This is a genomic window from Geodermatophilus sp. SYSU D00705, assembly GCF_054050135.1.
On sequence record NZ_JBJGYT010000003.1, the window covers coordinates 228,892 to 246,947 of the forward strand.

Below are 18,056 nucleotides of genomic sequence, written 5' to 3' on the forward strand. Positions count from 1 at the left end.
GCGGCCCGCGCGGCGCCCCCTACACGTCGACATGCCCTCCTTACCGTGCGTACAGACGCGCGAGGAACACCGCCCACTTCCCGGGGCGGGGCGTGGCGAGAGGGGGCCGGCGATGCAGCGCAACCGGACGACGAGGCGACGCTGGTTCGGAGCCACCCTCTCCGTGGGCGCCGCCGCGGCGGTCGTGCTGGCCCCCGCCACCGCCGGCGCCACGCCGACCACCGCCGCGGACGCCGCCCGCCTGGTGGAGGAGACCGGCCAGCAGCTGACCGACCTCGACGAGCAGGTGCACTCGGCGCAGCTCCTCGTCGCCGAGCAGCAGCAGGTGGCCGCCGCGGCCGCGCAGACCGCCGAGCAGGCGCACGCCGAGGTCGCCCGGTACGAGCCGCAGCTGCGGGCCTTCGCGCAGAGCGGCTGGACCAGCCACTCGCAGTCGCGGGTCGCCGCCTTCCTCACCGGCGAGTCCGCCGCCGACGTCGTCCAGCAGATGACGACGCTGGACCTCATCGCCAGCCACACCGAGGGGCTGCTCACCGAGGTGGCCGCGGCGCAGGACGCGGCCCAGGAGGCGCAGGCCCAGGCGGACGCCGCCGCGGCCCAGGCCACCGCGGCCCTCGCCGAGCTGGAGCGCCAGAAGGCCGACGTGCAGGCCCGCGTCGACGCCTACGAGGCCGACTTCGAGCGGCTGTCGGAGGAGGAGCAGGCCGCGGTCACGGCACGGCTGGCCGGCCCGGCCCTCGCGGCGCCCTCCACCGCCGCGGTGGTGGCCGCCGCGCCCAGCGAGGCCGTCGGCGCGGTCATCCGGGCGGCGCTGGCCCAGCTGGGCAAGCCCTACGTGTGGGGCGCGTCCGGCCCCGAGGGGTTCGACTGCTCCGGCCTGACCAGCTTCGCCTACCAGGCGGCGGGGGTCTCGCTGCCGCACTCCAGCCGGTCGCAGTCGCAGATGGGCACCGAGGTCCCCCGCGCCCAGCTCCAGCCGGGCGACATCGTCTACTTCTACTCGCCGGTCAGCCACGTGGGCATCTACATCGGCGACGGCAAGATGGTGCACGCCCGGACCTTCGGGCAGCCGGTCGCCGTCACCACCGTCGACCAGCGCGGCTACGCCGGAGCGCGCCGCATCCTCTGAGTCGGCCCCCCGGCCTCAGTGCGGCCGCCGGCCCTCGGCGAGCATCTGCACCAGCGTGGCGATGCGCCGCGCCCGGGTCGCGGACGTCGCGGCGGTGGTGACCCGGTGCAGGACGGCGTAGCGGTTGGCCCGGTCCAGCGCGGCGAACTGCTCCTGGGCCGCGGGGACCGCGGCGAGCGCGGCGGCCAGGTCGTCGGGCACCGTCGCGGTGGCCGGCCCGGCGTAGGCCCGCTCCCAGCGCCCGTCGGCCTGCGCCGCCGCCACGGCCGCCAGCCCGGCCGGGCGCATCCGCCCGGCCGCGGTCAGCGCCTCGACCGCCGCGACGTTCTTCTGCGACCAGATGCTGCGCGCCCGGCGCGGGGTGATGCGCTGGAGGTAGAAGTCGTCGTCGAGCCGGTTGGACCGGCCGTCGATCCAGCCGAAGCACAGCACCGACTCGACGAGTTCGGCGTAGGTCACCGACGGCACCCCGGCGCCCTTCTTGGCGAGCTTCACGTAGAGCCCCGGGGCCGTGGCGTGCTCGGCGTCCAGCCACTCCTCCAGCGCGGACTGGTCGGGGAAGGCCCGAACCGGCAGGTCGGTCGGCAGCGTCACGGCGGCGATCCTCGGGCCGGCCCGGCGCCGCCGTCCAGTGCCCGCACGCCGGTCGGCGGTTTGGCCGCTCCGCCGGGCGGCTAGAGGCGGGATCCCGGGCGCTGCGGCCGGGCGGCGCGACCCGAGGAGGCGGGATGGGTGACCAGGGCCCCGGACCGGCGGTGCTGTGGCTGGTCCGGCACGGCGAGAGCATGGGCAACGTCGCCGACGCGCGGGCCCAGGAGGCCGGGGCCGGCCGGCTGGACCTCGACATCCGCGACCCCGACGTCCCGCTGTCGGACACCGGCCGGGCGCAGGCGGAGGCCCTCGGGCGTCACCTGGCCGCGCTGCCGGCGGAGCAGCGGCCCACCGCGGCGCTCAGCTCCCCCTTCGCCCGCGCCCTCACCACGGCGCGGCTGGCGACGGCCGGCCTGGGCGTGCGCGTGCGCACCGACGAGCGGCTGCGGGAGCGGGACTTCGGCGCCTTCGACGGCATGACCGGCGCGGGCATCCGCGAGCACCACCCGGAGGAGGCCGACCGGCGAGACCTGCTCGGCAAGTTCTACTACCGGCCACCGGGCGGCGAGAGCTGGGCGGACGTCGCGCTGCGGCTGCGCAGCCTGCTGGCGACCGAGGCGCTGCGGCACGACTGCGACCGGCTCCTCGTCGTCGCCCACCAGGCGGTGATCATGGTGTTCCGCTACGTGCTCGAGGAGCTGACCGAGCAGGAGCTGCTGGCCGTCGACCGCGACCACCGGGTGGCCAACGCCTCGCTGACCCGGTACGAGATGGACGCCGACGGCTCCCTGCGGCTGGCGGCGTTCAACGAGGTCGACCACCTCACCGCCGAGGCCGAGCCGGTCACCGAGGAGCCCGATGCCGCACCGCGGCCCTGACCCCACCCGCATCGGCCCCGAGCTGCTGCGCGGGTGGCCGCTGCCCGAGCCGACCGGCGGCAAGAACGCCCGCGGCTCCGTCCTGGTCATCGGCGGCAGCACCGAGACGCCGGGCGCGGTGCTGCTCGCCGCGCACGGGGCCATGCGCGCCGGGGCGGGCAAGCTGCAGGTGGCCACCGTGGCGTCCCTGGCCGCCTTCGTCGCCACGGCCCTCCCCGAGGCGCGCGTGTGCGCCCTGCCCGAGACCCGGGGCGGCGCCGTCCGGGCCGGTGCCGCCGACTCGGTCCGCGAGCTCGTCGAGGCCGCGGACGCCGTCCTGATCGGCCCCGGCATGGCCGACACGGAGGAGGCCCGCGGCTTCGGGGAGCGGCTCCTGTCCGGCGTGCGCGGGTGCCTGACCCTCGACGCCCTCGGGCTGGCCTGCGTGACGGCCGACGACGCCTGCCTGCGGCACCTCGAGGGCCGGGTGGTGCTGACCCCCAACCCGACCGAGATCGCCATCGCGCTGCACGTCGACGAGGAGCAGGTGGACGACGACCCGGCCGGTGCCGCCACCGAGCTCGCCGGCCGGACGCGCGGGGTGGTCGGGCTGGGCGGCGCGACGTCCTGGGTCGCCGCGCCCGACGGCCGGCTGTGGCAGGACGACAGCGGTCTGGCCGGCCTCGGGGTGTCCGGGGCCGGCGACGTGCGGGCCGGCATCACCGCCGGGCTGCTGGCCCGCGGTGCCCCGCCGGAGCAGGCCGCGGTGTGGGCCTCCTTCCTGCACGGGCGGGCCGGCGAGCGGCTGGCCGCGTCGGTGGGCCGGCTGGGCTTCCTGGCCCGGGAGCTGCCGCCGGAGGTGCCGCGGGTGCTCAGCGAGCTCGAGGCCTGACGCCGGGGGCCGCCGTCCGGAGCGCCCGACCGTCTCCGTAGCGTGCGGGGGTCGGACGGCGACCGGAGGAGGCAGCGGTGAGCGGCGAGGTTCCTGCGACGGTGCAGGCGATCTACGACGAGGTGCTGCGGCGCAACCGCGGCGAGACGGAGTTCCACCAGGCGGTGCGCGAGGTCCTGGAGTCCCTCGCCGTCGTCCTGGACCGGCACTCCGAGTACGCCGAGATGAAGACCGTGCAGCGCATCTGCGAGCCGGAGCGGCAGATCATCTTCCGCGTGCCCTGGCAGGACGACCGCGGCGAGGTGCACGTCAACCGCGGCTTCCGCGTGGAGTTCAACTCCGCGCTGGGCCCCTACAAGGGCGGCCTGCGCTTCCACCCGTCGGTGGACCTGGGCATCGTCAAGTTCCTCGGGTTCGAGCAGGTCTTCAAGAACGCCCTCACCGGCATGCCCATCGGCGGCGGCAAGGGCGGCTCCGACTTCGACCCCAAGGGCCGTTCGGACGCCGAGGTCATGCGCTTCTGCCAGTCGTTCATGACCGAGCTGTACCGGCACCTGGGCGAGTACACCGACGTGCCGGCCGGTGACATCGGCGTCGGCGCCCGCGAGATCGGCTTCCTGTTCGGGCAGTACAAGCGGATCACCAACCGCTACGAGTCCGGCGTGCTCACCGGCAAGGGCCTGGGCTGGGGCGGCTCGCTGGTCCGCCCCGAGGCGACCGGCTACGGCGCGGTCTTCTTCGCCGACGAGATGCTCCGGGCCCGCGGGGAGTCCCTCGACGGCAAGCGGGTCGTCGTGTCCGGGTCGGGCAACGTCGCGGTCTACGGCGTCGAGAAGGTGCACCAGCTCGGCGGTACGGCCGTGGCCTGCTCGGACTCCACCGGCTTCGTCGTCGACGAGAAGGGCCTCGACCTCGAGGTCCTCAAGCAGGTCAAGGAGGTCGAGCGCGGGCGGATCAGCGACTACGCCGAGCGGGTGGCGACGGCGTCGTTCGTCGCGGGCGGCCGCATCTGGGACGTCCCCTGCGACATCGCCGTCCCCAGTGCGACGCAGAACGAGCTGGACGGCGACGCGGCCGCGGTCCTCGCCCGCAACGGGTGCCGGTACGTCGTCGAGGGCGCGAACATGCCCTCGACGCCGGAGGCCGTGCGGGTCTTCCGCGACGCCGGGATCGGCTTCGCCCCGGGCAAGGCGGCCAACGCCGGCGGGGTGGCGACCTCGGCGCTGGAGATGCAGCAGAACGCCTCCCGCGACCGCTGGACCTTCGAGTACACCGAGGCGCGGCTGGAGGCGATCATGCGCGACATCCACGCCCGCTGCTCCGCCACGGCCGAGGAGTACGGCTCGCCCGGCGACCTCGTCCTGGGCGCGAACGTCGCCGGCTTCCTCGAGGTGGCCGAGGCGGTGCACGCCCACGGACTGGTGTGAGGCGGGCAGCGGGCCCCGCGGTCAGAGCTCCGCGCGCAGCAGGCTGGCGGCCTCGGCCAGGGCGCGCATCTTGCCCTCGGCCGACGCGCGGGGCAGGTACTTGAGGCCGCAGTCACTGGTGAGCACCAGCCGCTCGACGTCGACGTCGTCCAGCGCGCGGCGCACGCGGTCGGCGACGACCTGCGGGGTCTCCACCTCGGGGGTCGACAGGTCCAGCACGCCGAGGGCGATCCCCTTGCCGCGCAGCGGCCGCAGCTGGGCCGGGTCCAGGTGCGACTGGGCGGTCTCCACCGACACCGCGTCGACCGGGGTGTCGGCCAGCTCGGGGAGGAACGAGTAGCCCTCCGGCCGCTCGGAGACCATCGCGGCGTAGCCGAAGCACAGGTGCAGGTGCACCGGCCCGGCGGCGCCCTCGACGGCGCGGGTGACCGCCTCGGCGCCGTAGCGGCGGGCGACCTGGGGACGCGCCTGCAGCCACGGCTCGTCGATCTGCACGATGTCGGCGCCGGCGGCGAACAGGTCGGCGATCTCCGCGCGGACGACGTCGGCGTAGGCCAGGGCGAGCGCCCGGTCGTCGCCGTAGTGGTCGTCCTGGGCCTGCTGGGCCATGGTGAACGGCCCCGGCAGCGTGATCTTCACCGTCCGGTCGGTGGCCGCGCGCAGGAACCGCACGTCGCGGGCCTGGATCGGCTCGCGGCGGGTGATGTCACCGACCACGCGGGGCACGGGGATCGGCTGCCCGGAGCGGTTGAGCACGGTGCCCGGGTCGTCGACGTCCACCCCGTGCAGCGCGGTGGCGAAGTGGTTGGAGTAGGACTCCCGGCGCTGCTCGCCGTCGGTCAGGATGTCGAGCCCGGCCTCCTCCTGCGCGCGGACGGCGAGCAGCGTCGCGTCGTCCTGCGCCTCCTCCAGCTGGGCCGGGGCCACCCGCCACAGCTCCTTGGCGCGCACCCGCGGGGGGAACTGGTGGGCCAGCTTGTCGTGGTCGATCAGCCAGCCGGGCTGCGGGAGGCTCCCGACGATGGACGTGGGCAGGGGCGGCAGCGCGGCGACCATGCGGTGGAGTCTGCCGTGCGTCCGGACGCTGCGCGCACGGCCCCACTGTGCTGTGCTGACCCTCGTGGCCGAGAACTACATCGCACAGCTGGACTTCGGCGCCCCCAAGATCGACGAGGAGGCCTTCGTCGCACCGACGGCGGTCGTCGTCGGCGCCGTGACGATGGGCCCGCGATCGAGCATCTGGTACGGCGCGGTCGCCCGGGCCGACCACGAGGTCATCGAGATCGGCGAGGGCTCGAACGTGCAGGACGGCTGCACGCTGCACTCCGATCCCGGCTTCCCCCTGGTGATCGGCCGCGGCGTCACCGTCGGCCACAACGTGGTGCTGCACGGCGCCCGGGTCGATGACGACGTCCTGGTCGGCATGGGCAGCGTGGTGATGAACGGCTCGCACATCGGGTCCGGGTCGATCGTCGCCGCCGGTGCGGTCGTCACCCAGGGCACCGAGGTGCCGGCGGGCTCGTTGGTCGCCGGCATCCCGGCGAAGGTGATCCGCCAGGCGACCGACGACGACCTCGCCCACATCCGCGGCAATGCCGCCAGCTACACCGACAGACTGCCTGCGGCGCGCCGGGTGCGGCCGGTGGTCCGCCAGCCGCTGCCGCCCGCAGGCGCGGTGCCGGGGGACGACTTCGCCGACTGAGAGGCGGGCGCGTCAGGTGCCCAGCAGCTCCCGCACCAGCGCGCCGACGGCGTCGATCTCGATGAGGAAGCCGTCGTGCCCGTACGGCGACGGGATCACCTGCAAGGGGACGCCGAGGCCGTCGGCCACCTGCTGCTGCAGCGCGAGCGGGTAGAGCCGGTCGGTGTCGACGCCGGCCACCACCGCGCGCGCGGTGACCCGCGACAGGGCCGCCTCGACCCCGCCCCGGCCGCGGCCGACGTCCCACCGGTTCATGCTCTCGGTGAGCACCACGTAGCTGCCGGCGTCGAAGCGGCGGGCCAGCTTGTCGGCGTGGTGGTCGAGGTAGGAGGCGACGGCGTAGCGGCCGTCGTCCTGGACGGTGGTGCCGAAGCGTGCGTCGAGCTCCAGCGCGCTGCGGTAGGTCAGGTGCGCGATCCGCCGGGCGACGCCGAGGCCGGCGACCGGGCCGGGGCCGGGGAGGTAGTCGCCGCCGGCCCACGCGGGGTCGCTGAGGATCGCCGCCTGCTGGGTGGTCTGGGTGCCGAGCTGGTCGGCGGTCGCCACGGCCCCGGAGGCCAGGAACAGCAGCGCCCCGACCCGCTCGGGCAGGGCGACCGCCCACTCCAGCGCCCGCATGCCGCCCATCGAGCCGCCGAGCACCGCCGTCCACCGGCCGATGCCGAGGGCGTCGGCGACCGCCGCCTCCACCCGCACCTGGTCGGACACGGTGACGGCCGGGAAGCGGGACCCGTAGGGGGCGCCGTCCGGTGCGGTGGACGACGGGCCGGTGGTCCCCTGGCAGCCGCCGAGGACGTTGGCGCAGACGACGAACAGCGGGTCGGTGTCCAGCGGCGCGCCCGGGCCGACCAGCCCCTCCCACCAGCCCGGGGTGGGGTGCCCCGGCCCGGCCGGGCCGGCGACGTGGCTGTCGCCGGTGAGCGCGTGCTCGACGAGGACGGCGTTGCCGCCGTCGGGGTCCAGCCGGCCCCACGTCTCGTAGGCGACCCGCACCGCGGGGAGGGTCCCGCCGCGCTCCAGGGCGAACGGCCCCGGCAGGTCGAGGAAGCGCCGGTCCCCGGCCGGGTCGCCGTCCCGCCAGCCACCGGGGTGCGGCGGGGCCCAGGGGGCAGCGACCTGCCCGACCGGGGCCCCGCCGTCCATCAGGCCTCCTTCGCGGCGCGGAAGCCGGCCTCCAGGTCGGCCAGGATGTCGTCGATGCCCTCGAGGCCGACGGCCAGCCGCACCAGGCCCGGGGTGACGCCGGTGGTCAGCTGCTCCTCCGGGGTCAGCTGCGAGTGCGTCGTCGACGCCGGGTGGATGACCAGGCTGCGCACGTCGCCGATGTTGGCCACGTGACTGTGCAGCTCCAGCGCGTCGACGAACCGCTTGCCGGCCTCGACGCCGCCGTGCAGCTCGAAGGTCAGGACGGCGCCCGCGCCGCGCGGCGCGTACTTCTGCTGGGCCGCGTGCCACGGCGAGGAGGCCAGGCCCGGGTAGTTGACCCGGTCGACGGCGTCGTGGGCCTCGAGGAACTCCGCGACCCGCTGGGTGTTGGCCACGTGCCGCTCCATGCGCAGCGACAGCGTCTCGATGCCCTGCACCACCAGGAAGGCGTTGAACGGCGAGATCGCCGGGCCGAGGTCGCGCAGCAGCTGCACCCGGGCCTTGAGCGCGTAGGCCGGCGCACCGAGGTCGGCGTAGACCACGCCGTGGTAGGTCGGGTCGGGCTCGGTGAAGCCGGGGAACTTCCCGCCGGTCCAGTCGAAGGTGCCCGCGTCGACGATCAGGCCGGCGATCGCCGTGCCGTGCCCGCCGAGGTACTTCGTCGCCGAGTGGACGACGACGTCCGCGCCGAACTCGATGGGGCGGATGAGGTACGGCGTGGCGATGGTGTTGTCGACGATCAGCGGGACGCCGTTGCGGTGCGCCATCTCCGCCACCGCGCTGATGTCGAGGACGTCGCCCTTCGGGTTGCCGATGGTCTCGGCGTAGAACGCCTTGGTGTTCTCCCGCACCAGCGACTGCCAGTTCTCGGGGTCGTCGGGGTCCTCGACGAAGGAAACGGTGATGCCCAGCTTCGGCAGCGAGTGGTGCAGCAGGTTGTAGGTGCCGCCGTACAGGGAGGCGGAGGCGACGACGTGGCTGCCGGCCTCGGCGATGTTGAGGATCGCGAGGGTCTCCGCCGCCTGCCCGCTGGAGACCGCGAGCGCCGCGACGCCGCCCTCCAGCGATGCCACGCGCTGCTCGAGCGCGTCCTGCGTCGGGTTCATGATCCGCGTGTAGATGTTGCCCATCTCGGCCAGCGCGAACAGGTCGGCGGCGTGCTGGGCGTCGCGGAACTGGTAGCTCGTGGTGGCGTAGATCGGCAGCGCGCGGGCCCCGGTCGTCGGGTCGGGGCTGGTGCCGGCGTGGATCTGCCGGGTCTCGAAGCTCCAGCTCTGCGGGTCGGTCATGCGCCGGTCTCCTCTCGTCGGGAGACCCCGCGGCGCACGGGGACCTCCGTCCTTGCCCGGCGGCGGGCGCCGTCGGGCCGGCTCTTCCCCTGGAGCACCTCGGACGGAGTCGAGGTTGCCGGGCAGCCAGCCAGGTGCTTTCCACTGCCTCTCGTGAGCCAGTCGCGATCCTAGGCAGCCCACCGCCCTGCGGGGAACACCGGCCTCGGGTTCCCGCAGGTCAGCGGGTGGGCGGCCCTGCTGGGTGCTCGGCGGTGCGGCAGGCTGCCCGCGTGCGCGCACTGGTGTTCGAGTCCTTCGGCGGCCCGCTGACCGTGCAGGAGGTGCCCGTGCCCGACCCGGCGCCCGGCGGCGTCGTCGTCCGGGTGGGGGCGAGCGGCATCTGCCGCAGCGACTGGCACGCCTGGCAGGGCCACGACCCCGACGTCGTCCTGCCGCACGTGCCCGGCCACGAGCTGGCCGGCACCGTCGCGGCCGTCGGGCCGGGCGTGCGCCGGTGGCGGGCCGGGGACCGGGTGACCGTGCCGTTCGTCAACGCCTGCGGCCGCTGCCCGCAGTGCGCCGCGGGGGAGCACCAGGTCTGCCCGCACCAGACGCAGCCCGGCTTCACCCACTGGGGGTCGCTGGCGGAGCACGTCGCCCTCGACGCCGCCGACGTCAACCTGGTCGGGCTGCCCGACGGGCTCGACGACGTGACCGCGGCGAGCCTGGGCTGCCGGTACGCCACCGCCTTCCGCGCGGTCGTGCAGGTCGCCGCGGTGCGGGCCGGGGAGTGGGTCGCCGTGCACGGCTGCGGCGGCGTCGGGCTCTCGGCGGTGCAGGTGGCGGTGGCCGCCGGCGCCCGGGTCGTCGCCGTCGACGTCTCCCCGGCGGCGCTGGACCTCGCCCGCGCGCTGGGTGCCGAGCACACGGTGGACGGCGGCGGGACGGGTGGGGTGGCGGAGGACGTCGCGGCCACGGTCGCCGAGCTGACCGGGGGTGGCGCGCACGTGTCGCTGGACGCCCTGGGAGCGGCGGCCACCTGCGAGAACTCGGTCCGCTGCCTGCGCCCGCGCGGACGGCACGTGCAGGTCGGGTTGCTGCCTCCCGCGCAGGGCCGCCCGGCCGTGCCCATGGAGCTGGTCATCGCTCGCGAGCTGCAGGTGCTGGGCAGCCACGGCATGGCCGCGCACGCCTATCCGGAGCTGCTCGGACTCATCGCCGCCGGCCGGCTGGCCCCGCAGCGCCTGGTCACCCGCCACCTGGCCCTGGACGACGCCGCCGCGGCGCTGGCCGACGTCGGCCGGGCGCCGGGCATCGCGGTGGCGACCCGCTTCTGACGGCCAGAGTGGCCACTTCGGCCGCACGTGGAACGGCCGAAGTGGCCACTCTGGCCGACCGCGCCGGGAGGACCCGCCCCTAGAGGACCTTGGAGAGGAACGCCCGGCAGCGGGGGTGCTGCGGGTCGGTGAGCACCTGCTTCGGGTCCCCGGCCTCCAGGACGACGCCGTCGTCCATGAAGACCAGGGTGTCGCCGACCTCGCGGGCGAAGCCCATCTCGTGGGTGACGACGACCATCGTCATGCCCGACTCGGCCAGGCCGCGCATGACGTCGAGGACCTCGCCGACCAGCTCCGGGTCCAGCGCCGAGGTCGGCTCGTCGAAGAGCATCAGCTTGGGCTCCATCGCCAGCGCCCGGGCGATCGCCACCCGCTGCTGCTGGCCGCCGGAGAGCTGGTTCGGGTAGTTGTGCACCCGCTCGCCGAGGCCCACCCGCTCGAGCAGCTCGATGCCGCGGGCCCGGGCGGCCTCCTTGCGCACGCCCTTCACCTGCGTCGGCGCCTCGATCACGTTCTCCAGCGCCGTCTTGTGCGGGAACAGGTTGAACCGCTGGAACACCATGCCGATGTCGCGGCGCTGCGCGGCGACCTCGCGGTCGCGCAGCTCGTGCAGCTTGCCGCCCCTCTCGCGGTAGCCGACGAGGGAGCCGTCGACCCACAGCCGCCCGGCGTCGATCTTCTCCAGGTGGTTGATGCAGCGCAGGAACGTCGACTTCCCCGAGCCGGACGGGCCGATGACGCAGACCACCTCGCCCGGCCGGACCTCCAGGTCGATGCCCTTGAGCACGTCCACGTGGCCGAAGGACTTCCGCACACCCTCGGCCTTCACCATCGCCTGCCCGTTCGCGGTCACTTCGAGCTCCCCACCTCACGCGCCTCCCGCGCCGCCCGCTGCGCCCGGGTCTCCCGCGCGCCGAAGCCGCGGCTGAACCGCTTCTCCAGGAAGTACTGGCCGACCATGAGCAGGCTCGTCAGCGCCAGGTACCAGAGGATCGAGGCCACGGCCATCGGGATGATCTGGAACGTCCGGCTGCCGATGGCCCGCAGCTGGAAGTTCAGCTCGCTGGTCACCGGCACCGCGAGCAGCAGCGAGGTGTCCTTGAGCATCGCGATCGTCTCGTTGCCGGTCGGCGGGATGATCACCCGCATCGCCTGCGGCAGCACGATCCGGCGCATCGTCTTGCCGCGGCTGAGGCCCAGCGCGCTGGCCGCCTCCGCCTGGCCGGGGTCGACCGACTGGATGCCGGCCCGCACGATCTCGGCCATGTAGGCGCCCTCCGACAGCGCCAGGCCGAGCAGCCCCGCGGTGAAGCCGGCGAAGATCTGGTTGCCGTCCAGGCCGAGGAAGCGCAGGTCGCCCTCGAACCCGAAGAGGTCCATCAGCTGCCGGTCGAAGGGGATGCCGAGGTCGTAGGTCGCGTACAGGGCGCCGAGGTTGGCGATGAAGAACAGCAGGACGATCCGCGGGATCGCCCGGAAGACCCAGATGTAGGCCCACGCCGCGCCCGAGACGATCGGGTTGGGCGACAGGCGCATGACCGCCAGCACGATGCCCAGCAGGACGCCGAGGACCATCGCGAGGACGGTCATGATCAGCGTCGTCCGCGCCCCGCGGAGGACCGGGGGCGTGAACATGTTGTCGAGCATGAAGTCCCACTGGAACACCGGGTTGGTGGCCAGCATGTGGACGAACATCGCCACCAGCACCGCGATGACGACGGCGGCGATCCAGCGGCCGGGGTGCCGGACCGGCACCGCCCTGATCTGCTCGGGCGGTGCCGGCCGGCTGGTCGTGTCGGGGGCCTCGGCGGCCATGGCGGAGTGCTCCGGTCAGCCGACGGTGGGGTTCACCGTCGGGTCGTCGATGGCGCCGTCCTCGACGCCCCACCGGGAGAGCACCTCGGTGTAGGTGCCGTCGTCGATCAGGGCCTTGACGGCGTCGGCGACGGCCTGGGCGAAGTCGGCCTGGTCCTGGGCGACCACGTAGCCGTAGGGCGCGGCGTCGTAGATGTCGCCGAGCAGCTCGAGCTGGCCGTTGGTCTGCTGCACGGCGTAGGCCATGACCGGGGAGTCGGCCAGACCCGCGGCCGCGGCGCCGGAGACGACCGCCGCGGTGGCGTCGCTCTGCAGGTCGTACTGGTTGATCGTGATCGGGTCCTCGCCGGCGGCCTCGCAGGCCTCCGACCGGGCGGTGATGTCGTCGACCTGCACGGTGGCCTTCTGGACGGCGATGGTGAGCCCGCAGGCGTCGTCCGGGTCGACCCCGTCGGGGTTGCCGGCCTTGGTCGACCACTGCGTGCCGGCCTCGTAGTAGCTGATCATGTTGGCCTGCTGCAGGCGCTCGGGGTTGATCGTGAACGACGAGACGCCCACCTCGTACCGCCCCGAGCCCACGCCGGCGATGATCGAGTCGAAGGCGGCGGTCTGGAACTGCGCCTCCAGGCCCAGCTTCTGCGCGACGAGGGTGAACAGGTCGACGTCGAAGCCGACGATCGTCTCGCCGTCCTCGGCGATGAACTCGCTGGGGGCGTAGCTGGTGTCGCTGCCGACGCTGATCACGCCGTCCTCGGCGATCGCCGCGGGCACGCGGGCGGCGAGCGCCTCGTCGGCCTCCACGGTGGGCAGCGGCTCGCTGGTCGCCGCGGCGCCGCCGCCCCCGCCACCGCTGCCCGCATCGTCGCCGGAGTCGTCCCCGCAGCCGGCGAGCGCGAGGGTCAGGCCGGCGGCGGCCGCGACGGCGACCCGTCCACGCCGGGTCAGGGATCGGATGGCCACGGGTTGTCTCCCTCCACGGGTGCCTCGTCCGCCGAGGCACAGGGTGCTGATCCTGCCCTGCGAGCCTCCGGCCTGGTGCGGCGAGGTGCCTGGTGACCGCCGTGCGGTGGCGGCCGTCACGGCTCCGGAGAGGTGGTGGCCGGCGGCTCGGACGCCGGTGCCCGGGTCGTCGTCGGCTCTCCCGGTGTGCTCTCCGCGGTCTCCCCGCCGCCGGTCGTGGTCGGCGGCGTGGTCGAGTCCGTCTCCCGCGGCGCCGTCGTCGTCGGCGCGGTGCTGCGGCTCGTGGTCGGCGTCGGGGCCGTCGTGCCGGTCGGCTCCGGGGTCTCGGGGGCCGGCGCGGGCTCGGCGGGCCGGGCCGGCTCCTGCGCCGGCGCGGGCTGGGTGTCGCTGACGGGCTGCTGGACGGTGCCGACCCCGGTGACCGGCGGCCTCACGTAGAGGTACAGCGTGCCGACGGCGAGGAACAGGATCGTCAGGACGACGGTCGAGGTGCGGGCGCGGCCGAGGTGGTGGGGCACCGCCGCCCAGAACCGGCGCAGGCCCGAGGGCGGGGCGGTGCGCACCGACGGCAGCTCGTGGGTCGGGTGCTCCCCGGAGTGGCGGGGGCTCACCGGGCGCCGTCCGCGGAGGCGGAGAGGTCCTCGGCGGCCACGTGGGACGTCGGCGCGGGCATGTTCAGGCCCGCCCGGCGGAAGGCCAGGACGACACGGGCGCGCAGGTCACGGCCGACCTCGAACTGCTTGCCGGGCAGCGTGCGCGCCACCATGCGGACGTTGACCTGCTCGAGGTCGAGGGTCTCCACGCCCATGACGCTGGGCTCGTCGAGCAGCAACGGGCGCATCGCCGGGTCGGCGAAGGCCTGCTCGCCCACCTCGTGCAGCAGGTCGTTGACGCGGCTGACGTCCATGGTCGTGGGCACCGGGATGTCGACCACGGCGCGGGCCCAGTCGCGGGAGAGGTTGACCACCTTGACGATCTGACCGTTCGGCAGCGTGACCACCTCGCCGTTGGGCGAGCGCAGCCGGGTGATGCGCAGGGTGACGTCCTCGACGGTGCCGGTCGCCTCGTCACCGCCGCCGACCACCTGGATGGAGACGACGTCGCCGAAGCCGTACTGCCGCTCGGTGATGATGAAGAACCCGGCGAGCACGTCGCCGACGATCCGCTGGGCGCCGAAGCCCAGGCCGACGCCGAGGACGGTCGCCGGCGCCACCAGCCCGCCGATCGGGATGCCGGCGCGGTCGAGCACGAAGAAGGCGGCGATCGCGTAGATCAGCACGATGAGGGTCCAGGTGATCACCTGGGTCAGGGAGTGCCGGTGCTTGGCCGCCTCGGACCTGACCAGGACGTCGCCGCCGGTGGAGCGGGCGTCGATGCTGTCGGTGATCTTCGTGCCCACCCATGCCACGAGCCGGGCCAGCAGCACCGACCCCAGGATGATGAGCACGATCTCCAGCCCGCGGCCGGAGAGCCAGTCCAGGAGTGCGTCCAGTGGTTCCATCGCCCCCCAGCGTCGTCGCCGCCGCCGGGGAACGCCAACCGTGACCGGCAGTCAGCGCGGCTCGACGAACAGCGACTGCGCGGAGCGGCCGACCCGCCCGGTGGCGTCGTAGAGGTCGGCGAAGCACTGGCCGGCACCGGCCGGGCCGAGGGTGGTGACGGCGTCCACGCCCAGCCACTCGCCGGCCGGCGGGCGCACCAGCGACAGGCCGAGGTCGACGTTGGCGAACGTGGCCGTCGTCCAGTCCAGGACGGCGGAGATGCCGCTGGCCGCGTCGGTCATCACCAGCAGGTGCTGCAGCGGCGTCATCGGCTCGCCGGCCACCAGGCCGCACAGCGGGCGGGTCCAGGCCGCGGCCGGGCCGGGCGCGTTGAACGAGCCGTGCGCGAACCGCCACTCCAGCGCCCGGTGGTAGGCGACGTCGGTGGTGAAGAAGTCGGCGGTCTCCGGCCGGCTCTCCTCCGGCCCGGGCAGGGGGACGGCGGGCTCCGGCGTCCCCTCGGCGGCGCGGGTGCGCACCCGCCAGGCGGTCAGCCGCATGAGCGGCCGGTCGTCGCCCGCGGTGAGCCGGGACTCGACGAGCTCCACCCGCCGGCCCGGCCGCAGCACCCGCGCCGAGACGGCGACCGGGCCGACCGGCACGGGGCCGAGGATGTCGAAGGCCAGCCGGACGGTCTGCGCGTCGGGGATCCCGCCGGCCGCCTCCGCCTCGCGGGCCAGCAGCGCCGCCGGGGGGCCCGCGTGCTGCAGCCCGGGGTCCCAGGGCCCGATCGTCAGCGCGGTGGCGCGGTAGCCGCCGTCCACCGGCTCGTACAGGGCGGGAGGCATGTCCCCGGTCGCGGGCGGGCGCATGCCGCCCAGTGTGCCGCCGGCCCTGCCGGGGGTCGGCGCTCTGCCGGTGCGATCCCGTCCGCAGAGGGAAGGGGCCCGCAGAGGGCGGCGTCCCGCGGCCGTCAGAGGCCCGACCGGCGGGTCTCCCAGACCGCGAACGCCGTCCAGGCGGCGGCGAGGACGGCGGCCACCACCCACAGCCAGCGCAGCGACCCGGCCGGGTCGGCCAGCACGAGCAGCACCGCCACGACCAGCACCGCCCCGGCGAGTGGTGGCGTGCGCAGCACCTGGCCGAGGGTGCCGGGCCCGGGGTAGGTGACGAACACCACGACGGCGACGACGAGGAGGAAGCCGCACAGGCCGGCGAGGAACAGCGCCGGGATGCCGTACTGCGCGGGCAGCAGGAACGAGCACAGGACGCCGACGGCCAGGCCGACCCCCAGCCCGACCAGCAGCTTCCGGCGTCGGGGGGACCACGACGACCCCGATCCGGGCGGGGGGAACGGCGGCGCCACGCCCCAGGTGTGCCCCCGGCCTCCCGCGGGCACACAGGCACCCGCGGGCGTCGCGTGGCGGTCTCGCCGAGATCACAGCGGGCTTGCGCGCGGCCGGCCGGCTCCGGACGGTGGATGAGTCGCTCCTCCCGTCCCCGGGAGCGGCGGCGCGCCCGTCGTCGATCGAGAGGGAGGAGCGCCGGCACCGGCGCCACGCGGCACAGTGACGAGAGAAACCGAGAGAAGACGCCAACCCAACTTCGTCGCGACCAGCGACCACCCGGCCGTGGCCCCGCCGCCTCCGCTGCCCGCGGACCGCGGCGCGTCGCTCGACCGCGTCGTCTTCGGCGTCTCCGCCGTCGTCGCGCTGGCCTTCGTCGCCTGGGGCTTCCTGTCCCCGGCGGGCCTGGGCTCGGCCAGCGGCAGCGCGCTGGAGTGGGTGGAGACCAACCTCGGCTGGTTGTTCGTGCTGCTGGCGTCGTCCTTCGTGGTCTACGTCCTGTGGCTGGCCGCCGGGAGGTACGGCCGCATCCCGCTGGGCCGCGACGACGAGGCGCCGGAGTTCCGCACCGTCTCGTGGGTCGCGATGATGTTCAGCGCCGGCATGGGCATCGGCCTGATGTTCTTCGGCGTCAGCGAGCCGCTGTCCCACTACGTCTCCCCGCCGCCGCGGACGGTCGCGGCCGAGACGCCCGAGGCGGTGCAGACGGCGATGGCGACGACGCTGTTCCACTGGTCGCTGCACCCGTGGGCGATCTACGCCGTCGTCGGGCTGGCCATCGCCTACGGCACGTTCCGTCGCGGGCGCCGGCAGCTGATCAGCGCCGCGTTCGCCCCGCTGTTCGGCACCCGCCGCACCGAGGGCTGGGCCGGGAGGACGATCGACGTCCTCGCCATCTTCGCGACGCTGTTCGGCTCGGCGGCGTCCCTGGGCCTGGGTGCGCTGCAGATCGGCAGCGGCGTGGAGATCCTCGGCTGGGCGGGGGACGTCGGCAGCGGCGTCCTCGTCGTCATCATCGCCGTCCTGACCGCGGCGTTCGTCGCCTCGGCGGTCTCCGGCATCGCCAAGGGGATCCAGTGGCTGGCCAACACCAACATGGTGCTGGCCGTCGTCCTGGCGGTGTTCGTGTTCGCCGTCGGCCCGACGGTGTTCATCCTCAACCTGCTGCCGACCACGATCGGCACCTACTTCAGCGACCTGGGCCAGATGGCCGCCCGCACCGAGGCGACCGGCGGCGACGCGACCGCCGAGTGGCTGCGCGGCTGGACGGTCTTCTACTGGGCCTGGTGGATCAGCTGGACGCCGTTCGTCGGGCTGTTCATCGCCCGGATCAGCCGCGGCCGCACCATCCGGCAGTTCGTCACCGGCGTGCTGCTGGTGCCCAGCGTGGTCAGCCTGGTCTGGTTCGCCGTCTTCGGCGGCGCGGGCATCGCCGTGCAGCGCAGCGGGGTGGACGTCGCCGGGCAGGCGACCACGGAGGGCCAGCTGTTCGGCGTCCTCGACACCTTCCCGCTCGCCACGGTGATGACCGTGCTGGTCATGACGTTGGTCGCGATCTTCTTCGTGTCCGGCGCGGACGCGGCATCGATCGTCATGGGGTCGCTGTCGGAGCGGGGGACGCTGTCCCCGAGCCGCACCACGGTGGTGTTCTGGGGCGTCGTCATGGGCGCGGTCGCCGCGATCATGCTGCTGGTCGGCGGCGACGAGGCGCTGACCGGCCTGCAGAACCTGACGATCATCGCCGCGTTGCCCTTCGCCCTGGTGATGGTGGGCCTGGCCGTGTCGCTGGCCAAGGACGTGCGCACCGACCCGATGGTGCTGCGGCGCACGGTCGCGGCCGAGGCGGTCGAGCAGGCCGTCGTCGAGGGCATCACCCGGCACGGCGAGGACTTCGTGCTCGTCGTCGAGCCGGCTCCGGACGCCGATGCCGACGGCGTGCCCGACACCGCCACGCACTCCACCCCGGTCCGGACCGTCGAGCACCGGGAGGGGCGCAGCGGCGTGCAGGTCGACGAGGTCGGCTGGCCGGTGCCCGACGGCACCCGGCGATGAGTTCCGCCGGTCGGCCCCGTCTTCCCTCCGACGGGGCCGACCGGGCCTCC

Annotated in this window: 18 protein-coding genes and 1 riboswitch; of the genes, 7 read left to right on the plus strand and 11 right to left on the minus strand. The window is 74.7% G+C overall.

What is annotated here, in order from left to right; genetic code table 11:
- The first annotated feature begins 112 nt into the window (after positions 1–112).
- Positions 113–1,129, plus strand: a complete 1,017-nt coding sequence (locus tag ACI78Q_RS04035) for a C40 family peptidase (protein WP_456922034.1) — start codon at positions 113–115, stop codon at positions 1,127–1,129.
- A 15-nt stretch (positions 1,130–1,144) separates the two neighbouring features.
- Here the strand turns inward: ACI78Q_RS04035 and ACI78Q_RS04040 are convergent, their stop codons facing one another.
- Positions 1,145–1,723 (minus strand): YdeI/OmpD-associated family protein, encoded by a 579-nt coding sequence (locus tag ACI78Q_RS04040; protein WP_456922035.1) that lies wholly within the window; start codon positions 1,721–1,723, stop codon positions 1,145–1,147.
- A gap of 134 nt (positions 1,724–1,857) precedes the next feature.
- Here ACI78Q_RS04040 and ACI78Q_RS04045 point away from each other — a divergent pair, with 134 nt between their 5' ends.
- The 3 genes from ACI78Q_RS04045 to gdhA all read left to right on the plus strand — a co-directional run bounded on the left by ACI78Q_RS04045 (position 1,858) and on the right by gdhA (position 4,896).
- The gene (locus ACI78Q_RS04045) at positions 1,858–2,598 is read left to right on the plus strand and encodes a histidine phosphatase family protein (RefSeq protein ID WP_456922036.1); all 741 of its coding nucleotides are present in this window, start codon (positions 1,858–1,860) and stop codon (positions 2,596–2,598) included.
- Entirely contained in the window at positions 2,579–3,469 is an 891-nt protein-coding gene (locus ACI78Q_RS04050) for an NAD(P)H-hydrate dehydratase (protein WP_456922037.1), read from the plus strand. The genes ACI78Q_RS04045 and ACI78Q_RS04050 overlap by 20 nt, the downstream gene beginning before the upstream one ends.
- A gap of 77 nt (positions 3,470–3,546) precedes the next feature.
- Positions 3,547–4,896 carry an NADP-specific glutamate dehydrogenase gene (gdhA, locus tag ACI78Q_RS04055; RefSeq protein ID WP_456922038.1) on the plus strand — a complete coding sequence of 450 codons (1,350 nt, stop codon included), beginning with the start codon at positions 3,547–3,549 and terminating at the stop codon, positions 4,894–4,896.
- A 21-nt stretch (positions 4,897–4,917) separates the two neighbouring features.
- On the opposite strand, the gene ACI78Q_RS04060 is transcribed toward gdhA, so the two are convergent.
- On the minus strand, positions 4,918–5,952 hold the full coding sequence (locus ACI78Q_RS04060; protein WP_456922039.1) for a uroporphyrinogen decarboxylase family protein: 1,035 nt from the start codon (positions 5,950–5,952) through the stop codon (positions 4,918–4,920).
- A gap of 64 nt (positions 5,953–6,016) precedes the next feature.
- Between ACI78Q_RS04060 and ACI78Q_RS04065 the strand changes: the two genes are divergently transcribed.
- Positions 6,017–6,598, plus strand: coding sequence for a gamma carbonic anhydrase family protein (locus ACI78Q_RS04065; RefSeq protein ID WP_456922040.1), 582 nt, complete (start codon positions 6,017–6,019; stop codon positions 6,596–6,598).
- Between the two features lie 12 nt (positions 6,599–6,610).
- Here the strand turns inward: ACI78Q_RS04065 and metX are convergent, their stop codons facing one another.
- Both metX and ACI78Q_RS04075 read right to left on the minus strand, forming a co-directional pair.
- Positions 6,611–7,741: a homoserine O-acetyltransferase MetX gene (metX, locus tag ACI78Q_RS04070; protein ID WP_456922041.1), complete on the minus strand. Its 1,131-nt coding sequence runs from the start codon at positions 7,739–7,741 to the stop codon at positions 6,611–6,613.
- On the minus strand, positions 7,741–9,033 hold the full coding sequence (locus ACI78Q_RS04075) for a bifunctional o-acetylhomoserine/o-acetylserine sulfhydrylase (protein WP_456922042.1): 1,293 nt from the start codon (positions 9,031–9,033) through the stop codon (positions 7,741–7,743). The genes metX and ACI78Q_RS04075 overlap by 1 nt, the downstream gene beginning before the upstream one ends.
- A gap of 43 nt (positions 9,034–9,076) precedes the next feature.
- Positions 9,077–9,192: riboswitch (SAM riboswitch) on the minus strand.
- 113 nt (positions 9,193–9,305) lie between these two features.
- On the opposite strand from ACI78Q_RS04075, the gene ACI78Q_RS04080 reads away from it, so the two are divergent.
- A complete protein-coding gene (locus ACI78Q_RS04080; RefSeq protein ID WP_456922043.1) occupies positions 9,306–10,352 on the plus strand; it encodes a zinc-binding dehydrogenase in 1,047 nt (348 codons plus the stop codon).
- A gap of 79 nt (positions 10,353–10,431) precedes the next feature.
- On the opposite strand, the gene ACI78Q_RS04085 is transcribed toward ACI78Q_RS04080, so the two are convergent.
- The 7 genes from ACI78Q_RS04085 to ACI78Q_RS04115 form a co-directional block, all read right to left on the minus strand.
- Positions 10,432–11,205, minus strand: coding sequence for an amino acid ABC transporter ATP-binding protein (locus tag ACI78Q_RS04085; protein ID WP_456922044.1), 774 nt, complete (start codon positions 11,203–11,205; stop codon positions 10,432–10,434).
- A complete protein-coding gene (locus ACI78Q_RS04090; RefSeq protein WP_456922045.1) occupies positions 11,202–12,167 on the minus strand; it encodes an amino acid ABC transporter permease in 966 nt (321 codons plus the stop codon). Before ACI78Q_RS04090 ends, ACI78Q_RS04085 begins: the two co-directional genes overlap by 4 nt.
- 15 nt (positions 12,168–12,182) lie before the next feature.
- Positions 12,183–13,127, minus strand: coding sequence for an ABC transporter substrate-binding protein (locus ACI78Q_RS04095; protein WP_456922046.1), 945 nt, complete (start codon positions 13,125–13,127; stop codon positions 12,183–12,185).
- Positions 13,128–13,243: 116 nt separating this feature from the next.
- Entirely contained in the window at positions 13,244–13,738 is a 495-nt protein-coding gene (locus ACI78Q_RS04100; protein ID WP_456922047.1) for a hypothetical protein, read from the minus strand.
- On the minus strand, positions 13,735–14,628 hold the full coding sequence (locus ACI78Q_RS04105; RefSeq protein ID WP_456922048.1) for a mechanosensitive ion channel family protein: 894 nt from the start codon (positions 14,626–14,628) through the stop codon (positions 13,735–13,737). Before ACI78Q_RS04105 ends, ACI78Q_RS04100 begins: the two co-directional genes overlap by 4 nt.
- Before the next feature lie 51 nt (positions 14,629–14,679).
- Complete coding sequence (locus ACI78Q_RS04110; protein ID WP_456922049.1) at positions 14,680–15,480, minus strand: thioesterase family protein; 801 nt, start codon at positions 15,478–15,480, stop codon at positions 14,680–14,682.
- Positions 15,481–15,581: 101 nt separating this feature from the next.
- Positions 15,582–15,974 (minus strand): hypothetical protein, encoded by a 393-nt coding sequence (locus ACI78Q_RS04115; protein WP_456922050.1) that lies wholly within the window; start codon positions 15,972–15,974, stop codon positions 15,582–15,584.
- 265 nt (positions 15,975–16,239) lie between these two features.
- Here ACI78Q_RS04115 and ACI78Q_RS04120 point away from each other — a divergent pair, with 265 nt between their 5' ends.
- Positions 16,240–18,006 (plus strand): BCCT family transporter, encoded by a 1,767-nt coding sequence (locus ACI78Q_RS04120; RefSeq protein ID WP_456922051.1) that lies wholly within the window; start codon positions 16,240–16,242, stop codon positions 18,004–18,006.
- Positions 18,007–18,056: the final 50 nt, after the last annotated feature.